This is a genomic window from Bradyrhizobium sp. LeoA1Lang, assembly GCF_055413685.1.
On sequence record NZ_JBVAPG010000125.1, the window covers coordinates 1 to 24664 of the forward strand.

Consider the following 24664-nt stretch of genomic DNA (forward strand, 5'->3'; position numbering starts at 1 on the left):
TTAGCGCCAGCGTCGGGGCGCCAGGACCACACGACTTCGCCGTCCGCGTCACATGCGCTCGTCAGTCGCACGCATCGCGTCCACCGCATCTCACCGCAACGTTCGTGACGATCGCGAGCCGCCCCTCTCTCGGGTGAGACGCGCGGAGTTAAATCACTGATTTGCCCGACGGCGAAAGCGGAATGTTTTTTGCGTGAGGGCTGGACAGACTTTTGGGTGATTTGCCCGTCGGGTTGATTTGTCGCACCCGTTGCATCCACATCGTCATTGCGAGCCAGCGGGTCGGCGCGTAGCGCCGCCCGATGACGGGCTCCGCGAAACAATCCATAGCGCCGCACGGGACCACGCGAACTGTTACAATTTATGTACCAGCCTTCTTGGTTACGACCGGCTGCCCAGCTTGTAGAGCCGCTCGCGCCTGGCGAGGCGTCATCCCATAGACACGCTTGAATAAACGGGTGAAGTCGGCGGCCTGCATGTCCAATCCGCAGGTCCAGGCAAGGCGGCCGATTCCGGACGCGTCCGTCGTCCTCAAGGCATCGACGAAACGGCGCAGCCGAACGTCGCGCAGATATCCTGCCACGGTCAGGCCATTCTCCGAGAACAGCTTGTAGAGCTGGGTCCGCGATACGTTGATGCCCCGCCAGATATCATCCGGCGTCAGCTCGGGGCGATGATAGTTCTCCTCGATGTAGGCAATCGCCCGCATGAATTCCTTGCCTGGTCGTGCCTGAAACTGCTCGCCCCGGGATAGCTCACCGCGCAGCAGATGGATGAGGAGTTCGGCCGTCGCCTCCAGCACGATCTCGAAGTCCTGCGCGTCCATCCTCCCGTAGGACTCGAACAGCAACCGCATCTGGGCGCCGATAAAGGGCGCCAGCGGAGCGGAACTGAGAAAGCGAAGAATGAAGCGGTCGTCGGAGAGGTCGGTCTCGAGTGCGGCGACAAGACGCGTTCGCGGCAGGAAAATCGTCGCCATGCGAACCCGGCGCGACCGCGCCGTTACCTCGACCGTGCTTTGGACCATCCCAAGGTCTCCGGCGCTCAGGCTGACGAAATCGGTTGCAGTTTCCTCGCTATATTCTCCGGACAGGACGTAGTCGAATACCACGCCGTCGATCTTGTCGGCCGCGGCGTCCGCTTCGGTTCGCTTTGCCTCCACGCAGGAATTGGATGTCAGCTTGTAGAAAGCGACGTTGTTTCCGACGAGCCATGCCGTGGTGCTGTCGAGCGGCATCCCCTCGGATTCGCCGATGGTTCGGACATAGCTGCGACGAAACAGGTTGGCGTCCGCGAGATAGTCGGCGCCGTTCGCGCGGGGATCAAGGCTGCTTCGCTCTCCGTAGAGGAAGCGCGCGGGGCGCTTCGGTGAGGGCGATTCGGGAGATGTCCGCGAGGAAGCGCGCGGTTCCACTCGATCGTTCGAATCATTAACCATAGACCATCTCACCGCGTGATGAAGTGCAACCCGCGAGGCGTGCGTTCGGATCGTACGCACTGCTACCGAAAACTTCGCATTCCGTCCAAAACTTCATGCTTTCCGTACCAGGGGGTAGCCGTCAGATTGCTCGTGTGTTTGCTGAACAACTTCAGCTTACCGGTCGATCGCTGCCCATGAATCGCGCCTCCCGTCCTGCCTTCAATCAAGTCGTTGGCCTCGTCCAGGCGTCGGAACCGGTCAGGGTTCTCAGCAAGAAAGATCGTCCCGGACACCGGCATCGCCGCCGGGTCGGCTCTGAGTGGAAGTGGGGCGTTTCGGCCGCTGCACTGCTGCTGAGCCTTGCGCCGTCGCTGGCGTGGGCCGATGCGGTCGGCGACGCGTCCAGCGCCCTGCAAGCCACCATCGTGGCCTACGCGGGCAACCCCAGCGCGACCAACACCGCTGCGATGCAAGCGGCGCTGACGGCCTACAACCAGGCCGTGGCCAGCAACGCCACCACGACCGTCAGCACGCCCACATCGGTCTCGACCATGCAGACCATATCCGGAGCGACGGCGAACTATGTAAATGCGGGCGGCACGCTGACATACTCGGGGAGCGGCAGCGGAGCGAGTGGCGGAGCGATTTATGTGAATTCCGGCGCCTCTTTCTCGATCGGCAGCGCCAGGGCCGATCTGAGCGATGCCGGGGCCAACTCGTCCGTGATCTTCTCCGGCAACTCGGCCACCTATGGCGGCGCGATCTACAACCGCGGCACGGCGACGATTGCCGACAGCAGCTTCTCCAACAACACGACCGTACAGCGGGGTGGCGCGATCTTCAACGCCGGCACGGTCACAATCGCTGACAGCAGCTTCTCCGGCAATTCCGCCGCCTTCTATAGCGCCGCAATCTACAACAACTCCGGCACGGCAACGATCGTCAAAAGCAGGTTCTCGGGCAATTCCGCCCGTAGCGGCAGCGCGATCACCTCCTCCGCCACGGCGATAATTGTCGACAGCAGCTTCTCCGGCAATTCCGCCAGCGTCACCGGCGGCGCGATCTTCAACACCGACACGATGTCGATCTACGGCAGCAGCTTCTCCAACAATTCGGCCACTTATGCCGGCGGTGCAGTCATCAACTATTATCGCACGGTTATCGCCAACAGCAGCTTCGTTGGCAACACGGCCACCTCCTATGGCGGCGCCATCTACAGCGACGCCGACAGCACAACAACGATCGTCGACAGCAGCTTCTCCAGCAATACCGCCGGTAGTCAGGGCGGCGCGATCTTCAACGCCGGCACGATGTCGATCACCGGCAGCAGCTTCTCAAGCAATTCCGCCAGCAGTGCCGGCGGCGCGATCTACAACACCGGCAGGGCAACGATCGCCGACAGCAGCTTCTCCGGCAACGCGAACGGAGCGATCTATAACACTGGCACGGCGTCGATCAGCGGCAGTAGCTTCTCCGGCAATTCGTCCACCACCTATGGTGGCGGCGCGATCTTCAACTTCGGCACGGCAACCGTCGTCGACAGCCACTTCTCCAATAATTCCGCCGGCGCCGGTGGCGCGATCTTCAATGAAACGAACCATACGGTGACGATCACCGACAGCAGTTTCTCCGGCAACTCGGCCACCTATGGCGGCGCCATCTTCATCAACGGCACCGCGACGATCACCGGCAGCAGCTTCTCCAACAATTACGCCGCCCATGGTGGCGGCGCCATTTTCGACGCAAGCGGCACGGTGACGATCGCCGACAGCAGCTTCTTCGGCAACACGACCGGCACGCTGGGCGGCGCGGTCTACACCGATTACGGCACGATCAATCTGACGGTCGGCGGAGGCCGGACCTCCACCTTCTCCGGCAATACAGCCAGCGGACAAGCCTCGTCCATCTACTTGAATGGGCCCGCCACGCTCAATGTGAGCGTAGCCTCGGGAGGGGTGCTGGACATGCGCGATCCGATGGGCGGCAGGGCCAACGGCACCCTCGCCATCACCCAAACCGGCGACGGCACCTGGAAGCTCGGCGGCAACAATGTCTTCACCAACTCGGGCGGCCAGACCACCTTCGATGTCGTCGCCGGCAGGCTCTACCTCTATGCCGCCGGCGAGGTCAGCAACGCCACTTCAGCCAACGCCGCCGCCACGGTGACCGCCGGCGCGATCCAACTGGACGGCTCTTCTTCCAGCTTTACCCTGGGCAGCACTGCCACCCTGGTCGCCGCTGGCAACAACAGCATCACCACCGAAGGCAGCATCGTGCTGGCAAACGGCGCCACGCTCCGCGGCGGAACCGCAACGGACAATGCCAATGTCGACGGCGGCGGAGCCCTGATCGCCACCGGCGGCAAGACCTCTCTCACGCTCACCGCGCGCGGCGGTGTCACCCTGCAAGGCAACCTCAACGTCGAAGCGGTCGCCGCCGCCGACACCTTCACCCTGAACGCCGGTCTCGCCGACGCCGCGGGGTCGACCGGCAGCCTGACCAAGCGTGGGGCAGGCACCGTGGTCCTGACCGGCGACAACAGCTACACGGGGACCACGACGATTGCAGCCGGCACCCTGGCCGTGGATGGCTCCATTGCCTCGAGTGCGCTGACCACCGTCAATGCCGGCGCCACCCTCGCCGGCACCGGCACCGTGGGCACCACGACGATCAACAGCGGTGGTATTCTTGCCCCCGGCAGAGCGGGCACGACCGGCAGCTTGACTGTCAACGGCAACCTCACCTTTGAGAACGGCGCGATCTATGCGGTGGATATTGCCGGGTCCGGCAGCGACCTGACCACGGTGTCGGGCAGTGCCACCCTCAAAGGCGGCACCGTGGTGGTCTCCACACTTGATCCTTTGGTCAGCTACCAGAAAGGCCAGACCGCCACGATCCTGACGGCCGGCACTGGTGTGAGCGGCAGCTTCGCCGGCTCCGCCACCTCCTCCGCCTTCCTGACGACGAGCCTCAGCTACACCGCCGATAGCGCCTATCTCACCGTTGCCCTGGCCCCAACGAACACAGATGGCTCGGGCAACCCGGCCATTTTCGAGACGGTTGCCCACACGGCAAACCAGTACCGCACCGCGGTTGCACTCGACACGCTGGCGCAATCCGGCTCGTCGCTTGCGCTCTACAACAAGCTGCTGTTGCTTGACGCTGGCGAAGCCCGCGGCGCCTACAACGCTCTCGATGGCGAGATCCATGCCAGTCTGAAGAGCGGCCTGATCGAGGACAGCCATTTTGCCCGCGACGCCGTCACCGGCCGGCTGCTCGCCGCCTTCGGCGAGGCGGGCGGATCATCCGCCGACAATGTCCGAAAGCTCAGCGACGGCCTCGCCGTCTGGGGCTCCGGCTATGGCAGCTGGGCCCGGCTCGGCGGCGGAGGCGGCAACGCCGCCAGCCTCGACCGCGCCGCGGGTGGTTTCTTCGTCGGCGCCGACAAGCTCATCGACAACGGCTGGCGGGTCGGCGTGATGGGCGGCTATGGCCGCTCATTCTACAGCGTCGATGGCCGCGCCTCGTCGGCCGACGTCGACCAGTCCACGATCGGCGCGTATGCCGGCACAAGGATCAACGATCTCGGCCTGCATCTCGGTCTGGCCAACACCTGGCATGCGATCGATACCAGCCGCAACGTCGCCTTCCCCGATTTCGCCGAAATCGACAAGACCTCCTACAATGCCCGCACCACGCAAATCTTCGGCGATGCCGGCTACACCTTCCATGCCGGCGGGGCCGCCCTTGAACCGTTTGCCGGCTTTGCCTGGGTCAATCTGCACACGAACGGCTATGACGAGAACGGCACCGCCGGCCTGCACGGCGGCGGTGAGACCCAGAACGTCACCTATTCCACGATCGGCCTGCGTGGCGCACTCCCCGTCAGTCTGGGATCGTTCAGCGGCAATCTGCACGGCACGCTCGGCTGGCAGCATGCGTTCGGCGATGTCACGCCGTGGACCACCCACGCCTTTGTCAGCTCCGATGCCTTTACGGTGACAGGCGTGCCGATCGCCCGCGATGCCGCGCTCATCCAGACCGGGCTCGATATCCCCCTCAGCAAGGACGCCACGCTGGGTTTTTCCTATACGGGTCGGCTCGGCGCTCACACCGAGGAAAACGGGCTGTCCGCCCGGTTCCGCCTAACGTTCTGAACATGAACCGCGCCAGGATCGCCGCCGTCCTCTCCGAGACGGGGCGTCCGAAGGACGAGCCCGGAACCCATCCAACAGCAGAGCATGCGGTGAAATGGATTCTCTGATGTGCAGTTGCCGGGGCGCGCGCAGCGCGAGCTATGATGTTGGCTCAGGCCAACACCGGCCGCCTTAATCCCGCGAGGACTCCGATCAAAGCGATGCCGAATATTGAGATCACCGAGGAGTGCCGCGCCTTGATAGAGAGTGCGGCTGGGGCCCCGACCGGACGGCGCCTGCCAAACGGCAACTGGCTCATACCGGTCAACGAGGCAACGTTGGCGGGGCTGCAGCAAGTGCGCCTGCGAGGCGAAACGATCTCGGACTGCATCATTCGCCTCATGATCGTCGCCTTGCATAAGTACGGCCTGCAATAAAGCATCGCAGCCTATGGCTGTTAGATAGTCGTCTTCATCGATCGGCGGTTCTGACGAGACATCACCGCGCACTTCAAGCCGGGACGACGCCGTCATTGCGAGCCAACGGGTCGCAATGACGGGGAGGTTTCTGATTCAACTTTCAAACAGCTTCCGCTGTCGTCGTCCGGCTTGACCTGACGATCCAGTATTCCAGAGGCAGCAGTGCTTGAGCCGAGAAGCCGCCGGTTACCGGATGCCCGCCGGAGCCTGTCATCGGGCTCGCCGAAGGCGAGACCCGGTGGCGGGCATGACGGTGGCCGACGGGTTAAGCGATCTATTTTTGGGCGAAGGTTTTAGCTGATTTGCCCGTCGGGTTGATTGTCGCACCCAAAGCAGCCACATCGTCATTGCGAGCCAACGGGGCGCGCGTTCGCGCGACCCGTTGGCTCGCAATGACGGCGAAAGCAGTTAAGTGGTCACCGGCTGCGGCTCTTCCGCGTATTTGTGCGCCAGCCAGGACGACAGCGTTGCCGGCACCAGGCCGACGAGCCCATACAGAATGAACTGCACCGCGCCGGAGTCCGGGCCGCGCGAACCGTAGAGCAATTCGGCCGCGATGAATCCGATTGCGCCAATGGTCAGCATCCGCGCAAACGGATTGATTTTCCGCACATGCATCAGGATGTCGTCGATCGCCGCCAGCATCAGTGACGGCACGATGCCGAACAGATACGCGTATTGCAGCGTCTTGGCGAAAGCCAGGAAGAACTTTCCGACCTCGTGCACGCCCGTCTCGTTCCAATAACCAGACTGATAGCTGGTCGCGAACAGCAGAATGAGACCACCGATGAACGGACCGATAGCGGCGAAGATCAGGTAGCGTTTCATGGCGCCTACTCACTGCAAAAACAACTCAGCGAGAGGAAAGAACTCCCCTCACTCCCCCCACGCCGCAAACGCGTCGTTGAACGCGCGCTCGCCGGGGGCGCCTTTTTCGATCGCGATGATGGCGCGGCGCTGGTTGGTGTAGACGAGCGGCACGTCGAACCAGGAGCGCTCCTTGAGGAGCTGCAGATTGCGCGAGCGGTCGGCATCGACGTTGGAGAGGCCGACCAGGAAGAAGCCGTCGGTGACCTTCACCGCCAGGCCTGCGAGCGGGGTGCCGCGGGCCTGCTCGTTGGACTTCATCAGGATGCCCGGCACATTGCCGACGCCGCCGTTCGGGAAATCCTGCGGCAGGATGAAGGTGAGCTCGGCGGTGTGGCTCGCGGGCAAGGACGAGTCGGTGTTGCGGCGGAACGACATCGTCATCTTGAACTTGCGGTCGGGGATCTCGATGTCGGCGCGCACGGCGATGTCGGGTGCCGCGTTGCCCGAAGCCTTGATCGGTTCGGTGCGCCAGATCACCGAGCCCACATATTGCTTGCCCTTGGGATCGCTGGGGTCCTCGTCATAGAGCACGACACGCTGCGCCACCGGTGCAACCGGCTCGCTGGACGACGGCTGGCCGACGCGGTCCGGAATCTTCGGCTTGGTCGCGGGCGTCGCTACATCCTTCGGCGCCTCCACCGAGGGTGACGACTTGAGCAGGCCGCTCACCACCGTGACCGCCTGCTTGCCCCAGAGGATGCCGGCGCCGACCAGGATCAGGATGATGCCGACCGCAATCGCGCTCTTGAACGGGAATGCCGAGCCGAGCCGCGCGCTCTTCTTGACGTTGCGATCGCCGCCATTGCCGAGCCGCGCCCGCGGCTGCGATCCCTGCGGGTAGCGCTCGGCCTCCTCGCTCGACTCGTCATAGGAATAGGGGGCGTCCGGATCGGCGCCGCGATTCTCCATGTTCGGCTCGAGCCGGTCGAACTCCGGCGAGGGAGACGGCACATTGGCGTAGGTCTTGCGCGCATTGCGGTTCGCCTGCGCGGCGGCGCGGCCGAGATCGTCGGCGTCGGCGGCGAGATCGCGGAAGCCACGCAGAGCCGGCGGCTGCGGCGCCGGCGGCGGCGCGCCATTGTTCGCGGCACCGTTATTGTCCGGCCCTCGGCGCGCGCCGGGAGGGCGCTGCGGATCGGGCGTTGGTGGCGCCGGCGGGCGCGGGGTGACCGGCGGCGCCTCGCCACGGAGATTGCGCGGCGGGCGATCCTCGCCGCCAGGCGGACGCGGCGGCGGTGGAGTGCGCGGGCGCGGCGGGGTGGCTGCCGGGGCCGGAGCGCCTTCCGGCGGGCGGGTGGTGGTGGCGGCGGTGGCAGTGGCGCGGCGGAAGGCGTCGCCGCTGCGGGAACCGGTGCCAGGACGGGTGGCCTCGCGCGCGCGCTGGGCGGCCTCCGATTCGACCTTGCGAACGGCCTCTTCGAGCGCCAGGCGCTCGCGGGTGATCTCGGACTCGGAAAGCGGCGGCTGGACGCCGCGGAGCTGCTGGATCAGCGCAGCCCGCGCGCGCTCATAAAGCGCGCGGCGGCTCTCACCGGGAGCATTGGGGTCCAATCCGGCGATGGCGCGGGCAATCAGCGGGTAGTAATCAGCCATTTCCATTCAAATTGGTGGGATATAGGTAATATCCCGTTAAGCCTCGAACGGATTTTGTACCAGAATAGTATCTTCGCGTTCCGGGCTGGTGGAAAGAAGCGCGATCGGACAGCCGACCAATTCTTCCACCCGGCGGACATATTTGATGGCCTGCGCCGGCAGGTCGGCCCAGGACCGGGCGTTCGCCGTCGGCTGCTTCCAACCCTCGATAGTCTCATAGATCGGCACCACGCGGGCCTGTGCACCCTCGCCCGCCGGCAGGTGGTCGATTTCCTTGCCGTCGAGCTTATAGCCGGTGCAGACCTGTATGGTATCGAATCCATCCAGAATATCGAGCTTTGTCAGCGCCAGCCCCGTGATGCCACAGGTGCGCACCGTCTGGCGCACCAGCACCGCATCGAACCAGCCGGTGCGGCGCTTGCGGCCGGTGTTGACGCCGAATTCCTTGCCGCGGCGGCCGATTTCCTCACCGATCTCGTCCGTCAGCTCGGTCGGGAACGGCCCCTGGCCGACACGGGTGGTGTAGGCCTTGCAGATCCCCAGGACATAGCCGACCGCGCCGGGGCCGAGGCCAGCGCCGGTCGCCGCCTGTGCGGCCACCGTGTTGGAGGAAGTGACGTAAGGGTAGGTGCCGTGGTCGACGTCGAGCAGAGCGCCCTGGGCACCCTCGAACAGGATGCGTTTGCCCTCGCGGCGCTTGAGGTCGAGCAGGCGCCAGACGGTTTCCGCATAGGGCAGGATCTTCGGTGCCAGCGCCGTCAGCTCGCGCAGGATGCCCTTGCCGTCGACCTCCTCGAGATTGAGGCCGCGGCGCAGCGCATTGTGGTGCGCCAGCAGGCGGTCGATCTTGTGCGGCAGGGTGTCGAGATCGGCGAGGTCCATCAGGCGGATGGCGCGGCGGCCGACCTTGTCCTCATAGGCCGGGCCGATGCCGCGGCGGGTGGTGCCGATCGCGGTCACTGCGTTGGATGATTCGCGAAGTGCATCGAGATCGCGGTGCAGCGGCAGGATCAGCGTGACGTTCTCGGCGATTCGTAAGTTATCTGGGCTGACCGCCACGCCCTGCCCCTTCAGCCGCTCGACCTCGTCCAGGAAGGCCTGCGGATCGAACACGACGCCGTTGCCGATCACGGCCAGCTTCGACGGCCGCAGCACGCCCGACGGCAACAGCGCGAGCTTGTAGGTCTCGCCATTGATGACAAGCGTATGGCCGGCATTGTGACCGCCCTGGAAGCGCACGACGATGTCGGCCTGCTCCGACAACCAGTCGACGATCTTGCCCTTCCCTTCGTCGCCCCACTGGGCGCCGACCACGACAACATTGGCCATTTCGCAAGCGTTCCCTGCAACACTTCAAGGTTCGATCATGATCACAGCGGAAAAGCGGTGCCGAACTTTCCGGATCATGGTTTAAGCTGCCCGGCCGAAATCACGGCGGTGGCCGCTCGCACACAGGTCGCTAACCCGATAAAGGAAGCGCTACGCTTAAGCAAGCAAGAAGGGTAGTTTTTGCGCCGTTTCGACGATCTCCAAGCCTTTGATATCCCCGGAAAATTTGTGGCCGCCGCAAGGCAGGGCCGGATCATGGACAAGGTTTAAGGGAACAGCCAGCCAGATGTCCAAGAGCACGCGCGCCACCGAGACGCTGGCAAAGCTCGGCGTGACATTCACCCTGCACGCTTATGACTATGATCCTGACGCCGAGAGCATCGGCCTGCAGGCCGCCGAGGCGCTGGGGGTGGCGCCCAAACGGATGCTGAAGACGCTGATGGCCGAGGTCGACGGCAAGCCGGTCTGCGCCGTGGTGCCGTCGGACTGCGAGGTCAGCATGAAGAAGCTCGCGAGCGCTTTCGGCGGCAAGACCGCGAAGATGATACGGCCGGCCGATGCCGAGCGGCTGACCGGCTACCATGTCGGCGGCATCAGCCCGTTCGGGCAGAAGAAGCGCGTGCCAATCGCGATCGAACAGGCGGCGCTTAACGAGACGAGCGTGTTCGTCAATGGCGGCCAGCGCGGCCTGCAGATCGAGCTTGCGCCCGACGATGCCGTGAAGGCCGTCGGCGCGATCGTACAGACGCTGACGGCGTAAGCGGTCTACGACGCGACGCTCAGGCCGTCGCAGGCTTGAGCGTCAGCACCTCGCCGCGCTTCGAGAGCAGCGAGAACACCAGCGACAGCGGCGCCATCGCCGCCAGCAGCGCGGCGCCCGCGATCAGCGCGGCCGATGGGTTGCCCCAGGCATCCTGCAGCCGGCCGGCGGCGGAAGGTCCGATCGCCATCAGGATGTAGAAGCAGGTGAAGAACAGGCCGAAGCCAAGCGAGCGGTCGCGCGGCGCGAGCACGCGCGTCGGCAGTGACAGGATCGCGCCGGACAATGGGCCGATGGCGACGCCGAAGACCAGGCAGGCGATCGTTGGATGGATGTTTGCGACGAACAGCGCCAGCGCCAGCGCCGCCAGAAGTCCGCAAGCAATGATCGCTGCGACCGGCCGCCCCGACCGCTCGACCAGATAGCCGCCGGCGGGAATGGCAATGATGGTGAACCAGATCGCGAGGCTGACCAGCGAGGCCGCGCCCGTCGGGCTCGATCCGTGCGCCACCATCAATGGCGGCGCATAGCTGAAGAACAGCACGCAGGCGAGATTCATCGCGCCCCAGATGACGCCCGCGACCAGGACCGGGACCAGGGTCCTGACCGGCAGGCCGGTGCGCGCGGCCGCCGCGGCAGTCTCTGCCTGAACGGGACTCCGCGGCAGCAATGCGAAGGCGCCGAGCACGACCAGGGCCAACATCGCGCTCGACGCCATCACCGCCGGCCACCCCAGCGATTGTGCCAGATAGGTCTGCGCCGGCAGCGCGAGCATCGCGCCGAACGGCCAGCTCATCTGCAACAGCGACATCGCCAGCACGATCTCGCGGCCGGCGAACCAGTCGGTCGTCATCTTGGTGGCGACCAGGATTACGATGGTGGCGCCGACGCCACCGATCACGCGCGCGACCAGCGCAGCGGCGAAGCTGTCGCAATAGGACAGAGCGACGCCCGACACCGCCATCAGCGCCAGCCCGCCGAGCCCGAGCGTCGTCTCGCGCACGCGCTGGCCGATCAGGCCGGCCGGAAAGGCGACGACGATTCCGGGCAACAGATAAGCGCCGAGCAGCATGCCGAGCTGGACGTAGCTGAGCGCCAGATCGTGCATCAGGAAGTTGGTCGTGGATCCGACCGACTGGAATTGAAACCCGGTCGCCGCGCGCGCCGCGAACAGCACGGCAAGCACGATCCATCTGCGGGGCATCCCTGCCTCCCGATCAATCCTGGAGGTCGCCGCTGACGAGATTAAGGCTGACAGCGTCGGAGAATTCGGACAGTTCGTCTTCTGATATCTCATGCAGCGAGAGCTGGAGCTGCATGATCGCGAGATCGACGAGATGGCCGGCAAAGGACAGCCCGCCGGAAACCAGAATGTTACGCTGTTCGGTCAGTACCGGAATCACGTTACGCAAGCGACGGGCCCTCAATTCATCCATATCGATGCCCTCTCAGAGGCCGCTGCGCGGTCGCGACCAGCCAGTGGGCGGTGGTGGCGACGTCGGCGAACAACTCGATCGCCTTCGTCGCGACAAGGTGCACTGAACCAGGATCGGCATCGCGCCGCTGCCGGCTCGCGGCTGCATCGGTCAGGAAGGTGACGCGATGGCCGCGGTGTGAAGCGTCGATGGCGGTGGCAAGGCAGACCTCTTCCGCGGCCAGACCGCCGATCGCAAAGCTGCCGATCCGCGAGACGACGTCCTCGAATAGCGGATTGGCGTAGCAGGAAGGCTGCCTGCGCTCGAACACCATGTCCGCGCGCTTCGGCTCGAGACCCATGATCCAGCGCGACTGCGCCTTCCTGTCGACGAGATCCAAGCCTTCAGCCCGCCGCGTGAAGGCGATCGGCATCCCGGCATTGCGGGCGTGCTGGATCGCGGCCCTGCAGCTTTCCAGCGAGCGCTCGAGATCGTCAGCGCAACCCGCCGCCCCGCGGAAATAGGCCTCCTCCTGCAGGTCCACCATGACCAACAGCCGGCTGTTGGAAGCGCCAACATAGGGTTTGAGGTCGATCACCGGGGCCATGGCGGTCACATCGCGGCCGGCTGCGCCGCCGGGCCGCGGCCGGCGGACATTTCCAGGATGCCGGGAACGTCCCACTGTCCCTCGGGGCGGATCAGGACGTAAGGATCCTCGCCAAGGGTGATGCGCTGCGGATGCCGCTCGGTCTGAAGCTTGACCTCGACATAGTCGAAATCGGAGAACACGAATTCGCGCGAGCCAGACATGCGCTCGAAGCCGCGCTGCTCCCAGAAGCCGAGCAATCGCTTCTGCGCATGCGCATAGAGGACGTTGTAACCCTTCTTGCGGCAGAGCTCGATCGCGGCATCGACGATGCGGCCGGCGATGCCGCTGCTGCGGCTTTCGCTGCGCACCGCCAGCCGCTCCAGCTTGGCGAAATCGGCGAAGTAGCGGATCCGCAGACAGCCGACCGGCTCGCGGCCCTGATGGCAGATCAGATGCGTCGCGGAGAAATCGTTGCCGTCGAATTCCTCCTCGAACGGGCAATGCTGCTCGCCCATGTAGACGGCGCTGCGGATCGCCATCACGCGCGCCATCTCGTCCATCGAGCGCACCACCCGCACCGAAATCGGATCCGGCGGCACCGGCTTCGGCGGCGGCATCTCGTGCGAGCGATCGAGCATCTGCAGATGCGGCGCGAACAATCCGTCATAGCGGGCGCCCGGAGTGAACCCGAGCGGCTCGAGCACGCGCAGGCCTTCCTTGGTGATCGGGCGCGAATAGATGTTGATGCCCTGGTAGAGCGGGGTCGAGAATTTCTGCAGCACCAGCGGGATCGCAGCGACCGTCGGCCCCTTGGCGTGGATGCACCAGACATAGATGCCCGCCGGCCGCTCCGACTGCCGCGTGACGAAGGCGAGATCGGGATTCTTGGTGTCGAGCCGTCCGTCGATCAGGCGGCGCGTGCCTTCCTGCGTCAGTGGCAGCACCGCGAGGAAACCTTCGCCCTTCGGCGCGGCAATGTCGAACTGATCACGCCGCGCGATCGCCCAGAACGCATCCGGATTATGGTTGGCGACGGTCTGAACGATGCGGTTGGTGGTCAGTCCCGGAATATCTTCCCTCGCCGCATCCATCAGCGCCGCAATCCCGGCGGCATCGACGGTGAAAATCACCGTGCGTTTCGCCAATTGCAGCATGGTCATCTTGTCGAGCGAACGGGCGGGACCCGCCCCCTGACGCCTGGTGGCGGCTTTGCGAATAAAATCGAGGTCCAGAGCAGTCATCGATCATCTCTCGCGGTTGTGGTTTTGCCGCGTTTCTGCCAAGAATAGAGGGGTGTTCCCGTTAAGCTAAAAGGCGACAAACGAGGCGATTTGTATGCACTCACCTGAGCGCAGGGGTGTTCACCACCGTGCACACCCCCCGGGCCGCATCGCCCAGTGGGATTCGGTGCGGATATTCCTTGAGGTTGCACGGATCGGCAGCTTCCGCGCTGCAGCCCTCGAGCTGAACGCTTCGGCCAATTTCCTGCGCAAGCAGATCCTGCAACTAGAGAGTGCCTATAAAACGACATTGATCACCCGCCATGTCGACGGCGTGCGGCTGACGCCCGAAGGCGAGAAGGTGCTGGAGGCGGCGCGGCGGATGGAAGAAGCCGCCTTCGGCCTCGACCGCGCGCTGAGCCAGACCACGCCGGCGCTCTCGGGCGAGGTGCGCTTTGCCATCACCGAAGGTCTCGGCACCTTCTGGGTCGCGCCGCGGCTGATCGAATTCCAGCGCGTCTATCCGGGGCTGCTCGTCGATCTCAAATGCGAGATGCGCTCCGCCGACGTGCTCAGGCTCGAGGCCGACGTCGCGGTGCAACTCGAAGAGCCCGACAAGCCCGACCTGAAACGCGTCAAGATCGGCCGTCTTCACGTCATGCCGTTCGTCAGCCCGTCCTATGTCGAGATCTACGGCATGCCGAAGGACCAGGACGACATCCGGCAGAACCACCGCATCGTGCTGCAGGACGCCGACCAGACCCGCGCGCAGCAGATGTACGAGCAATATGCCGGCCGCGAGCAGGTCGGCTTCGTCGCCATGCGCAACAATGTCAGCAGCGCCCATGTCTGGGCGGTCGCCAAGGGTGCCGGCATCGGCTGGCTGCCGACCTATGTGCCGGCAGTCGCGGGGCCTTTGATCCCGCTCGACATCGGCATCAATTTCTCGCTCGACATCTGGCTTGCCTATCACCCCGACGCCAAGCGGATTCCGCGCGTCAAGCAGTTGATCGACTGGACCATCCAGGCCTTCGATGGCCGGAAGTATCCGTGGTTCCGCGACGAGTTCGTGCATCCCAACGATCTGCAGAAAACCTACAAGGGGGAGCCACTGGTAAATCTGTTCGCAGGCTTCGTGAACGAAACACGCTCCAAGATCGGCTGAGCAACCCAATGAGCAAATCGACCGACGGGTACATCGATCAATTGGTGCAGGCCAAGTGGCGCGAGATCGGATTATCGCAGTCCGACCTTGCGGAAGTGCTGGGAGCAACGCCCCCGCCCCCGCCACGGACGGAGCGCACAAACGGCCGGGATGCGGTTGATATCGAGCGCCTGCGCCAGGTGGCGAGCGCGCTCGGCGTCTCCGTCGATCTCTTCAACGGCCGCGCCGCCAGCGCCGCCGCCCGGGCGCGGCGGCTGCCCGAGCCGGGCGCCGCATCGCTGCAGTCGCTGCTCGAGCTGCGCCTGTTGCGGCTGTTTCGTGAATTGCATGACGTCGATACGAAACGGATCCTCATCGAACTCACCGCACAGATCGTCAAGCGCCAGGCCGATCCTTCCGGCGAGGCCGGCTGACGCTGCCCCTCCGCGCGCCGGCGCCCCGCGAAGCAGTCACCGAAACTAGCCGACAGGCTTGCCGGGATAGAGCCCGCGCATGGTCGAGATGCAGCCAACAGCATTGCCGTCGCCGTAAAATCCGTGTCTGTGGCCTCGGCCGGGTCCTCTCACATTCCGGCCCGGCGCGTGAACCCGCCGGGCGGGCCACGGCGCCATGAACCGGGCCCGACGCATGTCTGCTTCTGAGACCACCTCCCCCGCCGGCTCCGGCAACTGGCTGGCCAACCAGCCCTACCTCTTGCTCAGCTTCACCGCGCTGTTCTGGGCCGGCAACACCATCGTCGGCCGCCTCGCCGCCGGCCATATTGCGCCGGTGACGCTCTCCTTCTTGCGCTGGTCGCTGGCGTTCCTCTTGATCCTCCCCTGGGCCTGGCCGCACCTGAAGCAGGACTGGCCGGCGATCCGCGGCCGTCTCGGCCTGATGGTGTTGCTCTCGCTGACGGGGATCGGCGTCTTCAACACCATGCAGTACTGGGCGCTCGAATATACCCAGGCGCTGAACACGCTGCTGCTGCAATCGGCGGCGCCGCTGATCATCGCGGTGTGGTCGCTGGTCCTGCTCGGCGTGCGGCTGACGGCTGCGCAGGCATTCGGCGTTCTGCTGTCGCTTGCGGGCGTGCTGGTGATCATCCTGCACGGCGACCTCACCGCACTGTCGAAGGTCGAGTTCAACAAGGGCGACCTGATCTTCATCACGGCGCTCACGATCTTCGGGATCTATTCGGTGCTGTCGCTGAAGCGACCGGAGATCCACGGCCTGTCATTCGTCGCCTTCACCTTCGGCTGCGGCGCAGCCTGCCTGATACCGTTCCTGGTCTGGGAATTGCTGACACGCCCGGTGATGCAGTTCAACGTGAGCAACCTGCTCTCGCTGATCTATGTCGCGGTATTTCCCTCGACGCTGGCCTATCTCTGCTTCAATCGCGGCGTCCAGTTGATCGGCGCCAACCGCACGGCGCCGTTCTTCCATGTGGTGCCGGTGTTCGGCACCGTGTTGTCGATCATCTTCCTCGGCGAGCATCCGCAACTGTTCCACTTCATCGGCTTTGCGCTGGTGCTGTCAGGCGTGTTCGTCGCCTCGCGCAAGCCGAAGCCGGCCTAGGGCGTTTTGGAGCGAAGTGGACACCGGTTCGCATAGCAATCAAGTTTACGCAGATTGCTTAAACTTATCTGCGCAAGAAGTGCGTCAAAACAAAAATCAACAGCTTCGGTTCTGATTCAATCAGACCCGAAGCTGTTCTGGGCGAGATCGGGCGAAATCAGCCCTTGCGCATTTTGCTGAGCAGATAGTTGTCGTAATAGTTTTCCGCGATCTGCGTATAGAAAAGCACGTCCTTCATATACGCGTCGTGGCTCTCTTTTGTTTTCTTGAAGAGCGGGCTCTTCTCGGCAATCTCGTTCAGATAGTCCTGGGTGGCTTTGTAGCTGGCCTCCATGACCGGTTGCGGAAACGCGCGCAGCTCCGTTCCGTTCGCAATAAGCCGTTTCAGGGCCGCGGGGTTTACGCTGTCGTACTTCTCAAGCATCCAGGCGCCTGCTGCCGACCCGGCCTGGGTGAGGATCGCCTGGTATTGCTTGGGAAGCGCATTCCACTTCTCGTCGTTCACGATCATGTGCAGCATGGCGCCTCCTTCCCACCAACCGGGGAAGTAGTAGTACTTCGCCACCTTGTAGAAGCCGAGCTTCTCGTCATCATAGGGACCGACGAACTCCGCGGCATCGATCGTCCCCTTCTCGAGCGCTGGATACACATCACCGCCAGCGATCTGCTGCGGCACGACACCGAGCCTTGCGAGCACATGGCCGCCCATGCCCGCGATGCGGAACTTGAGGCCCTTGAGATCATCGACCGTCTTGATCTCCTTGCGAAACCAGCCGCCCATTTGCGTGCCGGAGTTGCCGCACAGGATGGCATGCACCTTGAAAGGCTTCAGGGCTTCGGCGCAGAGTTCGGCACCGCCGCCGAATGTCCACCAGGAATGTTGGTGGCGATGGTTCATACCAAAGGGCACGCCCGTCGCATAGGCAAGCACCGGCTCCTTGCCGATGTAGAGATAAAGCGGCGTCTGCGCGATCTCGACGGACGCGACGCTCACGGCGTCAAGCGCCTGCAAGCCGGGCACGATCTCGCCAGCCCCAAAAGTCTGGATCTGAAACTTGTTGTCTGTGGCCTCTGCCACATATTTCGCAAAGGTCTGCGCCGTGCCGTAGATGGTATCGAGCGACTTCGGAAAGCTCGACGTCAAACGCCACTTGATCTCGGGCATCGACTGCGCGATCGCCGGTGCCGCAACCAGCGTCGCCGCGCCGGCCACGGCGCCGCCTTTGAGAAACGTACGGCGTTTCATGATGTCATCACTCCTTCGGATTGCAATTCGATTGGGCGCCGCTTCCGCAGCCGGCCCGACGACATAAGGACCTATCCCAAACGCCTAGCCGATACCACAGTAGCCTACGACTGACCCAGCCCAAAGCCTCGAGCCTTGGCTATCGCGCCCATTTGAGGCAGAGGCGTTTGCGCTATCCGAGCTCGAAGGTAGTGACGCCGAATACCCGCGCCAGTCGCAATGGCGGTATTGCGCCGGTATACATGCGCGCGGTCTCGAACACTGGCGCAAGGCCCAAGTCTTGCGCCAACGCGACGGCGTCGCAGTTGATGCTGGGAACGTCGAGGAAGATCTCGCCGCCGCCCACGGGGGCCAGCAAAGCCGAGAGAACTGCCTCGGCGCTCGAGCGGTCGTCGGCCACCAGCGGGCCGATCTTGCGGCCCCTCCGGCACGGACGGATCACGCCCCAGCCGGCAAGCCCGCCATCGCGCACGAGCGCGCAACCGACATGCCCGGGCGAGTTGATCCAGGCGCGCAGGAACGCGGTGCGCCGAGCCGGAAACACCGTCGCGTCATACGCCTCCACGCTCGCCAACGGGACGTCGGTGAGCGTGATGACATTGGCCTGCGGCGCATCCGGAGGCGCGACGGTGCCGCCGTAACGGACGTTGGCATAAGCGAGCTCGAACCCGGACTTCCTGTAGTTCTCCTGCTGCGCCACCACGCCGTCGAGCCCGATCACGCGTCGGCCAGCGTGCGCGATGGCCGCGTTCCATATGCGCAGGCCGTAGCCACGGCCGCGCAGGTCTTTTCGCACGATGTAGAAACCGAGAAACGCGAAGCTCTCATCGTAATTGACACAGGAGACGGTCGCGATCGGAGCGCCGTCGAGCTCGGCGATGAAGAAGCCTTCCGGATCGGCCGCGGCGAAGCAGGTGGCGTCGGCGAGGCCCGGATTCCAGCCTTCGGCCGCCGCCCAGTCCAGGGCAACAGAGATTTCGTCCGGCCGCATCGTCCGGATGCGCAGGCCGCTCGTGGCGGGCGATCGTACGGATGGACTCATGAACCGATATCACCACGAGTGAGCTGTTACCGGCAACCAAAGAAACGCCATGGCCGCGGCGCCCGGGATTCCCTGGAAAACATCCGCTTCTGGCTTGAGAGCCGACGACTACCGCTTAGGCCTTTGCCACATCGGCTGTTAGGGTCAGAGCGGACATGAAGCAGCGAAGTCTCGACGGCCGCTTGTGACCCCTTCCGGACCTTCGGCTCGGTTTTGGCGGTGGCCGGCCCAGCGCCGCTTTCCCACCGGGGCAGGAGGGCGTATCCTATTGACGTAAGTTAAAGGTTCCGCGTTGAACCGAGGCTCCCGACGCGCCGCGTTTGATCGACCGCTTTGTCGACGTCGCTCCCGAACCGATCGGTTGCATCAACCAGGGAGGAACCCATGAACAGCAGCACCATCGACAAATGCGTCGCTGAGGCGATCGGCACCTTCTGGCTCCCCTTCGCGGGTTGCTGAATGTGGAGTTGTTCTCCCATTCCTTGAAGGGGCATCGTCAGGTTAAAATGCGGGCTTACTAACGACAGTTCAGAAACCAGCGGTAATGCGGGTCACCTCGGCCCTGACCTGAAAGGCATGAGTTCGGGCCTTACCTGATACTGATGGAGGATGCACCATGATGGTCAACGAGATTTCCGGCGTGAAGATTCCCGACAGCCAATTGGCGCGCGAAGCAACGCAGTTCATTCGCGACACCGAGAGCGACCTTCTGTTTCAGCACTCCACGCGCGTCTATTTCTGGGGTGCCCTGGCCGGGAAGCGGAAGGGGCTGACCATCGATCCGGAGCTGCTGTACACGGCGACCATGTTCCATGATATCGGCCTGACCTCCGGCTTCCGGGAAAGTCGGCTGCGCTTCGAGCTGGACGGCGCGAATGCGGCGCGCGACTTCCTGCGAAGCCACGGCATCTCGGAAAGCGATATCGAGAAGGTCTGGCTTGCGATCGCGCTGCACACCACGCCGGGAATCTCCGCGCACCTGCATCCCGTCGCCGCGCTTACTGCGGAGGGCGTGATGATGGATCTGGTAAGCCTTGGCTATGACGAATTCACCGACGCGCAGCGGAAGGCCGTGGAGACGACCTATCCCCGTCCGCCGCAATTCGCGGAGGACCTTCTCCAGGCGTTTTACGACGGCCTCAAGCACCGGCCGGAAACGACCCAACAAACCGGCCTCGCCGATATCATGGCCGACCAGGACCCCCATTTTCACCGACGCGACTTTTGCAGCCTGATGCGGAGCTCGCGTTGGGCCGGTCAGTCGGCGTCTTGAACCTGCAAATCGAAGACGTGAAAGGATAGGCTTTTCTAGCGTCGGCAGGCTGCCTATGAAGTAGCGAAGGCACTTCCGCTCATGGCCCTTTTGCAACCCCGGTCGACGCCCGCGATTGCGCCGCTCTTGGCGGACAAGCGGACGTCAGGCGTGCCGGACCCAAGCACACCGACGCGCAGACAGCATACCGTGACGTTCGGCAGCGGTGCTCGCAATGCCTGCCAAGCGACGGCGCCTCTCGTCCGGCTTCTCCCCTGCGTCACCACGCCGCCTGCCCCTCGATTGTAATATAGCTCACACGAGCAGTGATCGATCGGGAATAGTCTCATCCTGTGCATCCACGCGCAGCACCAGGAGTGTTGGCCATGACCGAGGGTAGCGCACACGACGCCGACAGCACGCAGATGCCCGGCAAATCCGACATCCGACGAGCAAGCAAACGGCGAACAGAAACGAGCAACTCCGACTCCGACGCCGTCCCCGACGGCGGCAGGATCGAGGCAAGCCCATCGCCCGTCCAGATCATTATGGCGGTCGCCGCCCTCGTGCTCGTTGCCGTGATCTCGTTCGCGACCGTTTTCGTCGTCGGTACCCTTTTCGTCGGAAACCGCGTGACCTACTGGATGATCGAGTTGATCTTCGCGCTACTGTGCGGAGGCGCCGGCGCCCTGCTCGGTGGATCGGCGGTCGTCCGCTCGACCCTGAGAATTCCGGGCAGTCCGGTGCGCGCGACCGTGGGCGGAGCGGTCGCGATGGTTATTGTTGGGTTTGCCTTGGCCTATCTCGGCCAGCCGCCTCTGGACGAGCCGCTGTATGCGCTGGACATTCACGGCGTGCCGGATCGCCAGACGGTCGGCGGCGACGAGTATCGAGTGTTCGTCGGCGCGAACAACTCAGACATCACATTCAGCCGGGATCCCGACAACGTCTCGCTCAAGATCCCACCCCGCGTCGGCACGCATAAGCTCTTGATCGCCGTCTACCGGCCGGTCGGTAAGGACGTATCCCGCACTTTCGCCCGATGCGAGCTCAGCTTCGAGATAATCGCGGGCGAGCGCAACGGGCCGACGCCGATGGATCTACTGTCGGTGGAGAGCTCTCCGCAACCGCACCTCTATTTCTCGCAGCACTACATCGAGCAAACCGTCACCGCCGCGCTACAGCGCAACGAGCTCGTCGCCGACGAAGCCTGCGTGGAGGGACGCGTGGCGACCAAGTCCGACAAGACGCCCCTCGACGGACATTTCACACTCCAGACCAACAGCGTACGCAGCAGGGCCCTGAACTTCGCCCGGTTTAGCCCGCTGCCGCGTTATTCGGTGCTGGCGCGCGACCGCGCGAACTCAGAACCACTGGACACCCAGCCGGACCTGCCGCCGCAAGCGCGGCCGGTGCCGGGGCATGCGAAGGTATCATCAGCGGCGAGCCCGCCGGAGCCGCCACCAAGTGCGTCGGCCTTGACGCAGGTGGCGCAAGCGGGTGGTCCTGTTCCGAAAACAGCCGCGTCGTCTGCGGAGCCCCGGGCGGAGCAGCGCGCACCCGCTCCGCCTGCTCCGGCCTCGGTCTCCGCTCCGGGCGCCACCACCACTCCCGCCGTGCACTCCGAGCCGAAGACCACCTCCGCAACCGACAGCGGATCGCTCAACGAGCAGGTGGATGCGTATGTCCGCGGGGAAGACCGCGACCGCACCCAGCTGTACCAATCTTGGGGCCAGGTTGCCGACTACGTCGTCAAGGGCCTGCGTGATGAATCCGCCAAAGGTTCAGCACTGGTCGCCCCCTATCTGAACCTGCTCTCGAATGCGCTGGGCGTGATCGACGACGGGAAATACCTTCCGCCGACGCTGCGGCCCAATTGGGATCAGTCGGTGAAGCCCGATCGCCTCTCCAACAAGCGCAACATTCCGGGCTTCCGTTTCGATGACTATCGGATCGTCGTCGAATCCCTGTGCAGCTCGGACGAAGATGTCCGCCGTGCCGCGCAGCGGTTGTTGAAACTCTATCCCTCGGACCACTTCCATCCGATCCTGCAGGCGCTGCCGCTGCAGCCCAATTTCAACCGCTGCCGGATCGACTTCACCGCCGAAACCGCCGCCTACTATTTCTACAATCGGATCGTGGAGTACGATGGGATCTTCGCATTGGACAAGGCAAGCCACGACTGGATCAGCCAGAATTACGCCGAGGGCACGGAGTGGGCAAAACGTGGCGAGGCGGAGGGCGGCTCACAGCCTCTCTTCAGCGCTATGCTTGACTATGCCCGTGGCCTGGTGCTGCTCGACCATGGCGAGAGGAAGGACGCACTCGCCTCCTTCAATTTGATGATTGGAGCGATCCGCAGCTCCGGCAGGATCTATCCCTCGAACCCCCGCCATATCGCGACGGCGCTCCGGCTGACCCTCGATCCCGGCAGCAGCGCCAAGACGCTGCAAGGCGCGTCAGCGGTGACTCCGCCTGAGCGCCGTCCGGTCGCGAAGGCCTATATCGTCGCCGACGGCAATGTGCAGCTCTTCGCTGTGCCCGACAACTCGGCCAAGCCATTCGGCAAGATGAAGTCCGATGTGATTGCCAACGTCTATTTGCGGGCCGGCAACTGGGACCTCGTGGAGGGCGGAAACCAGATCGGCTGGGCGCGGCGGCTGGTGACGAGCGCCGCGCGGTAGCCGATGGCTGGGCTCAGACTCCTCCACGTCCAGCAGCGCATGTTCAGGGGGTGAGCGTGGAGAAATACGGAGCCGGGTCAGAGCGGACATGACGCAGCCATACAAGGGTTTGACCGCTGTTGGAAAACAACCTGAGCGGCGCGGACCCGCGACTTCACAATTTCCATTGAACCAGCTCGGGCATAAGGAGACTTAAAGGTAGTCCGGGATTCTGTTCCGGGCTCCCCAGCAAGCCATCCGTCGCTTCTTTTCTTGGCGTCGTACCCGAGCACAAAAAGAGGTCTGCGATGACGATCACCCGACGTGCAGCCACCATTGGCGGTTTGAGTCTGCTCGCTGGCTCTTCTATCAGCACCATATCCAGAGCCGAATGGGGCGAACTCAATCTCGGCGAAGGGCTGGAGGATTTTTGGCTGGCGACGGATGCCTACATCTATGGTTACCCCTTGGTGACGATGGAAATGACCCGCAGGGTCATCACTAATGTCGCACGGCCCGAAGGCACCAAGGCGCCGATGGGACAATTGATCAGACTGCGTGAGTATCCCAACGCCTCCTTTCGCGATGTGACCGCGCCGAACGCCGACACTCTCTATACGACTGCATTCCTGGATGTCGGAAACGAGCCTTGGGTGCTCAGCATCCCCGACATGAAGGACCGGTACTTCCTGTTCCCTATGCTCGATGGGTGGACCACGGTGTTTCAGGTTCCCGGAAAGCGCACGACGGGCACGGGCGCGCAAACTTACGCTATCACGGGCCCGGGCTGGAACGGTGTGCTTCCACAGGGCGTTCGGGAATATAAATCGCCGACAAATATCGTTTGGATTCTGGGCCGCATCTACTGCACCGGCACACCCGAGGACTACAAAGCGGTCCACGAATTGCAAGACCAGTGCAAGCTGGTGCCGCTCAGTTCCTACGGAAAGACGTATACCCCGCCCGAAGGGAAGGTTGATCCGTCCATCGATACCAAGACCGCGGTGCGCGATCAGGTGAACCGGATGGACGCGAAGGCTTACTTCACCTTGCTTGCTCAATTGATGAAAACCAATCCGCCGGCACCAGAGGATGCCCCCGCTCTGGCACGGTTTGCAAAGATCGGGCTCGTTCCGGGCCAAGATTTCGATGCAAGCAAGCTCAATGCGGATTTTGTCAAGCGAATCCCTGAGGTCGCCTTCGACCGGATCATGGCTCAGTTCAAGCTCAACAGTGAGGTCAAGGACATTAACGGCTGGGGGTTTACGACAAAAACGGGCATCTACGGCACCGACTACCTCATGCGGGCCCTGGTGACGGCCATTGGTCTCGGAGCTAATCGACCGCAAGATGCGGTCTATCCGACTTCGCTGAAGGACGCCGAAGACAGTTCCTACGATGGTGCGAACAAGTACGTCATGCATTTTCCGAAAGGACATCTACCCCCGGTAAGCGGCTTCTGGTCCCTTACAATGTATGATGACAAGTATTTCTTCGTGAACAATCCGTTGAACCGCTACTCGATCAGCCCTCGACAGAATCTCAAGACCAATCCCGATGGGTCCACCGACCTCTACATCCAGAAGGATTCACCCGGACCTGGCAAGGAATCTAATTGGCTCCCAGCACCGGCTGGCAAGTTCATTCTGATGCTCCGTATGTATTGGCCCAAGGAAGGCACCCCATCCATTCTCAATGGTTCGTGGAAAATTCCGGCCGTGACAAAGCAAGAGACATGACTTCGCTTGTCGGCTGTTGTGAAGGGTTTCGGATGCCGGCCGCGTGAGGGACAGCGCCGCGGGCTCGGCGGCCGGCATCCGAAACCCGTCACAGCAGCGGCCGGCGCAGACGCGCATGGCGGCGATTGGTCGGTGCCGAGGCTACTTTCGTCGACGCCGTGTTCGCTTTAGGGGACTCAAGTTCGATTT

Annotated in this window: 19 protein-coding genes; 9 read left to right on the top strand and 10 right to left on the bottom strand. The window is 63.6% G+C overall.

What is annotated here, in order from left to right:
- Positions 1–361 precede the first annotated feature (361 nt).
- Positions 362–1237 carry a helix-turn-helix domain-containing protein gene (locus ACZYOF_RS31540; protein WP_282529735.1) on the bottom strand — a complete coding sequence of 292 codons (876 nt, stop codon included), beginning with the start codon at positions 1235–1237 and terminating at the stop codon, positions 362–364.
- 377 nt (positions 1238–1614) lie between these two features.
- On the opposite strand from ACZYOF_RS31540, the gene ACZYOF_RS31545 reads away from it, so the two are divergent.
- Both ACZYOF_RS31545 and ACZYOF_RS31550 read left to right on the top strand, forming a co-directional pair.
- Positions 1615–5577: an autotransporter outer membrane beta-barrel domain-containing protein gene (locus ACZYOF_RS31545; protein WP_463718199.1), complete on the top strand. Its 3963-nt coding sequence runs from the start codon at positions 1615–1617 to the stop codon at positions 5575–5577.
- Between the two features lie 143 nt (positions 5578–5720).
- A complete protein-coding gene (locus ACZYOF_RS31550) occupies positions 5721–5993 on the top strand; it encodes a hypothetical protein (protein WP_463718200.1) in 273 nt (90 codons plus the stop codon).
- A gap of 450 nt (positions 5994–6443) precedes the next feature.
- Here ACZYOF_RS31550 and ACZYOF_RS31555 read toward each other — a convergent pair whose 3' ends face one another.
- From ACZYOF_RS31555 to ACZYOF_RS31565, 3 genes are read right to left on the bottom strand one after another with little or no spacing between them, the layout of a single operon-like run.
- The gene (locus tag ACZYOF_RS31555) at positions 6444–6863 is read right to left on the bottom strand and encodes a DUF5413 family protein (protein ID WP_463718201.1); all 420 of its coding nucleotides are present in this window, start codon (positions 6861–6863) and stop codon (positions 6444–6446) included.
- Positions 6864–6911: 48 nt separating this feature from the next.
- On the bottom strand, positions 6912–8498 hold the full coding sequence (locus tag ACZYOF_RS31560) for a hypothetical protein (protein ID WP_282529739.1): 1587 nt from the start codon (positions 8496–8498) through the stop codon (positions 6912–6914).
- A 36-nt stretch (positions 8499–8534) separates the two neighbouring features.
- Entirely contained in the window at positions 8535–9827 is a 1293-nt protein-coding gene (locus tag ACZYOF_RS31565; RefSeq protein ID WP_282529740.1) for an adenylosuccinate synthase, read from the bottom strand.
- Between the two features lie 286 nt (positions 9828–10113).
- Between ACZYOF_RS31565 and ybaK the strand changes: the two genes are divergently transcribed.
- Entirely contained in the window at positions 10114–10587 is a 474-nt protein-coding gene (ybaK, locus tag ACZYOF_RS31570; RefSeq protein ID WP_463718202.1) for a Cys-tRNA(Pro) deacylase, read from the top strand.
- A 19-nt stretch (positions 10588–10606) separates the two neighbouring features.
- Here ybaK and ACZYOF_RS31575 read toward each other — a convergent pair whose 3' ends face one another.
- From ACZYOF_RS31575 to ACZYOF_RS31590, 4 genes are read right to left on the bottom strand one after another with little or no spacing between them, the layout of a single operon-like run.
- The gene (locus ACZYOF_RS31575) at positions 10607–11791 is read right to left on the bottom strand and encodes an MFS transporter (protein ID WP_463718203.1); all 1185 of its coding nucleotides are present in this window, start codon (positions 11789–11791) and stop codon (positions 10607–10609) included.
- A gap of 13 nt (positions 11792–11804) precedes the next feature.
- The gene (locus ACZYOF_RS31580) at positions 11805–11999 is read right to left on the bottom strand and encodes a hypothetical protein (RefSeq protein ID WP_463699463.1); all 195 of its coding nucleotides are present in this window, start codon (positions 11997–11999) and stop codon (positions 11805–11807) included.
- Between the two features lie 16 nt (positions 12000–12015).
- A complete protein-coding gene (locus ACZYOF_RS31585; RefSeq protein WP_282529743.1) occupies positions 12016–12609 on the bottom strand; it encodes a cysteine hydrolase family protein in 594 nt (197 codons plus the stop codon).
- Positions 12610–12614: 5 nt separating this feature from the next.
- Positions 12615–13832, bottom strand: a complete 1218-nt coding sequence (locus tag ACZYOF_RS31590) for a GNAT family N-acetyltransferase (RefSeq protein WP_463718204.1) — start codon at positions 13830–13832, stop codon at positions 12615–12617.
- A 94-nt stretch (positions 13833–13926) separates the two neighbouring features.
- Here ACZYOF_RS31590 and ACZYOF_RS31595 point away from each other — a divergent pair, with 94 nt between their 5' ends.
- From ACZYOF_RS31595 to ACZYOF_RS31605, 3 genes are all read left to right on the top strand, one after another.
- On the top strand, positions 13927–14976 hold the full coding sequence (locus ACZYOF_RS31595; RefSeq protein WP_028163817.1) for a LysR family transcriptional regulator: 1050 nt from the start codon (positions 13927–13929) through the stop codon (positions 14974–14976).
- 8 nt (positions 14977–14984) lie between these two features.
- Positions 14985–15389: a helix-turn-helix domain-containing protein gene (locus ACZYOF_RS31600; protein WP_463718205.1), complete on the top strand. Its 405-nt coding sequence runs from the start codon at positions 14985–14987 to the stop codon at positions 15387–15389.
- A gap of 214 nt (positions 15390–15603) precedes the next feature.
- Positions 15604–16533, top strand: coding sequence for a DMT family transporter (locus tag ACZYOF_RS31605; RefSeq protein ID WP_463718206.1), 930 nt, complete (start codon positions 15604–15606; stop codon positions 16531–16533).
- A 157-nt stretch (positions 16534–16690) separates the two neighbouring features.
- On the opposite strand, the gene ACZYOF_RS31610 is transcribed toward ACZYOF_RS31605, so the two are convergent.
- Positions 16691–17779, bottom strand: coding sequence for a TRAP transporter substrate-binding protein (locus tag ACZYOF_RS31610; protein ID WP_463718207.1), 1089 nt, complete (start codon positions 17777–17779; stop codon positions 16691–16693).
- A 172-nt stretch (positions 17780–17951) separates the two neighbouring features.
- Complete coding sequence (locus ACZYOF_RS31615; RefSeq protein ID WP_463718208.1) at positions 17952–18821, bottom strand: GNAT family N-acetyltransferase; 870 nt, start codon at positions 18819–18821, stop codon at positions 17952–17954.
- 619 nt (positions 18822–19440) lie between these two features.
- Here ACZYOF_RS31615 and ACZYOF_RS31620 point away from each other — a divergent pair.
- From ACZYOF_RS31620 to ACZYOF_RS31630, 3 genes are all read left to right on the top strand, one after another.
- Positions 19441–20094, top strand: a complete 654-nt coding sequence (locus ACZYOF_RS31620) for an HD domain-containing protein (RefSeq protein WP_463718210.1) — start codon at positions 19441–19443, stop codon at positions 20092–20094.
- A 365-nt stretch (positions 20095–20459) separates the two neighbouring features.
- A complete protein-coding gene (locus ACZYOF_RS31625) occupies positions 20460–22757 on the top strand; it encodes a hypothetical protein (protein ID WP_463718209.1) in 2298 nt (765 codons plus the stop codon).
- 287 nt (positions 22758–23044) lie between these two features.
- Positions 23045–24475 (top strand): DUF1254 domain-containing protein, encoded by a 1431-nt coding sequence (locus ACZYOF_RS31630; protein WP_130579393.1) that lies wholly within the window; start codon positions 23045–23047, stop codon positions 24473–24475.
- The last annotated feature ends 189 nt before the right edge of the window (positions 24476–24664 follow it).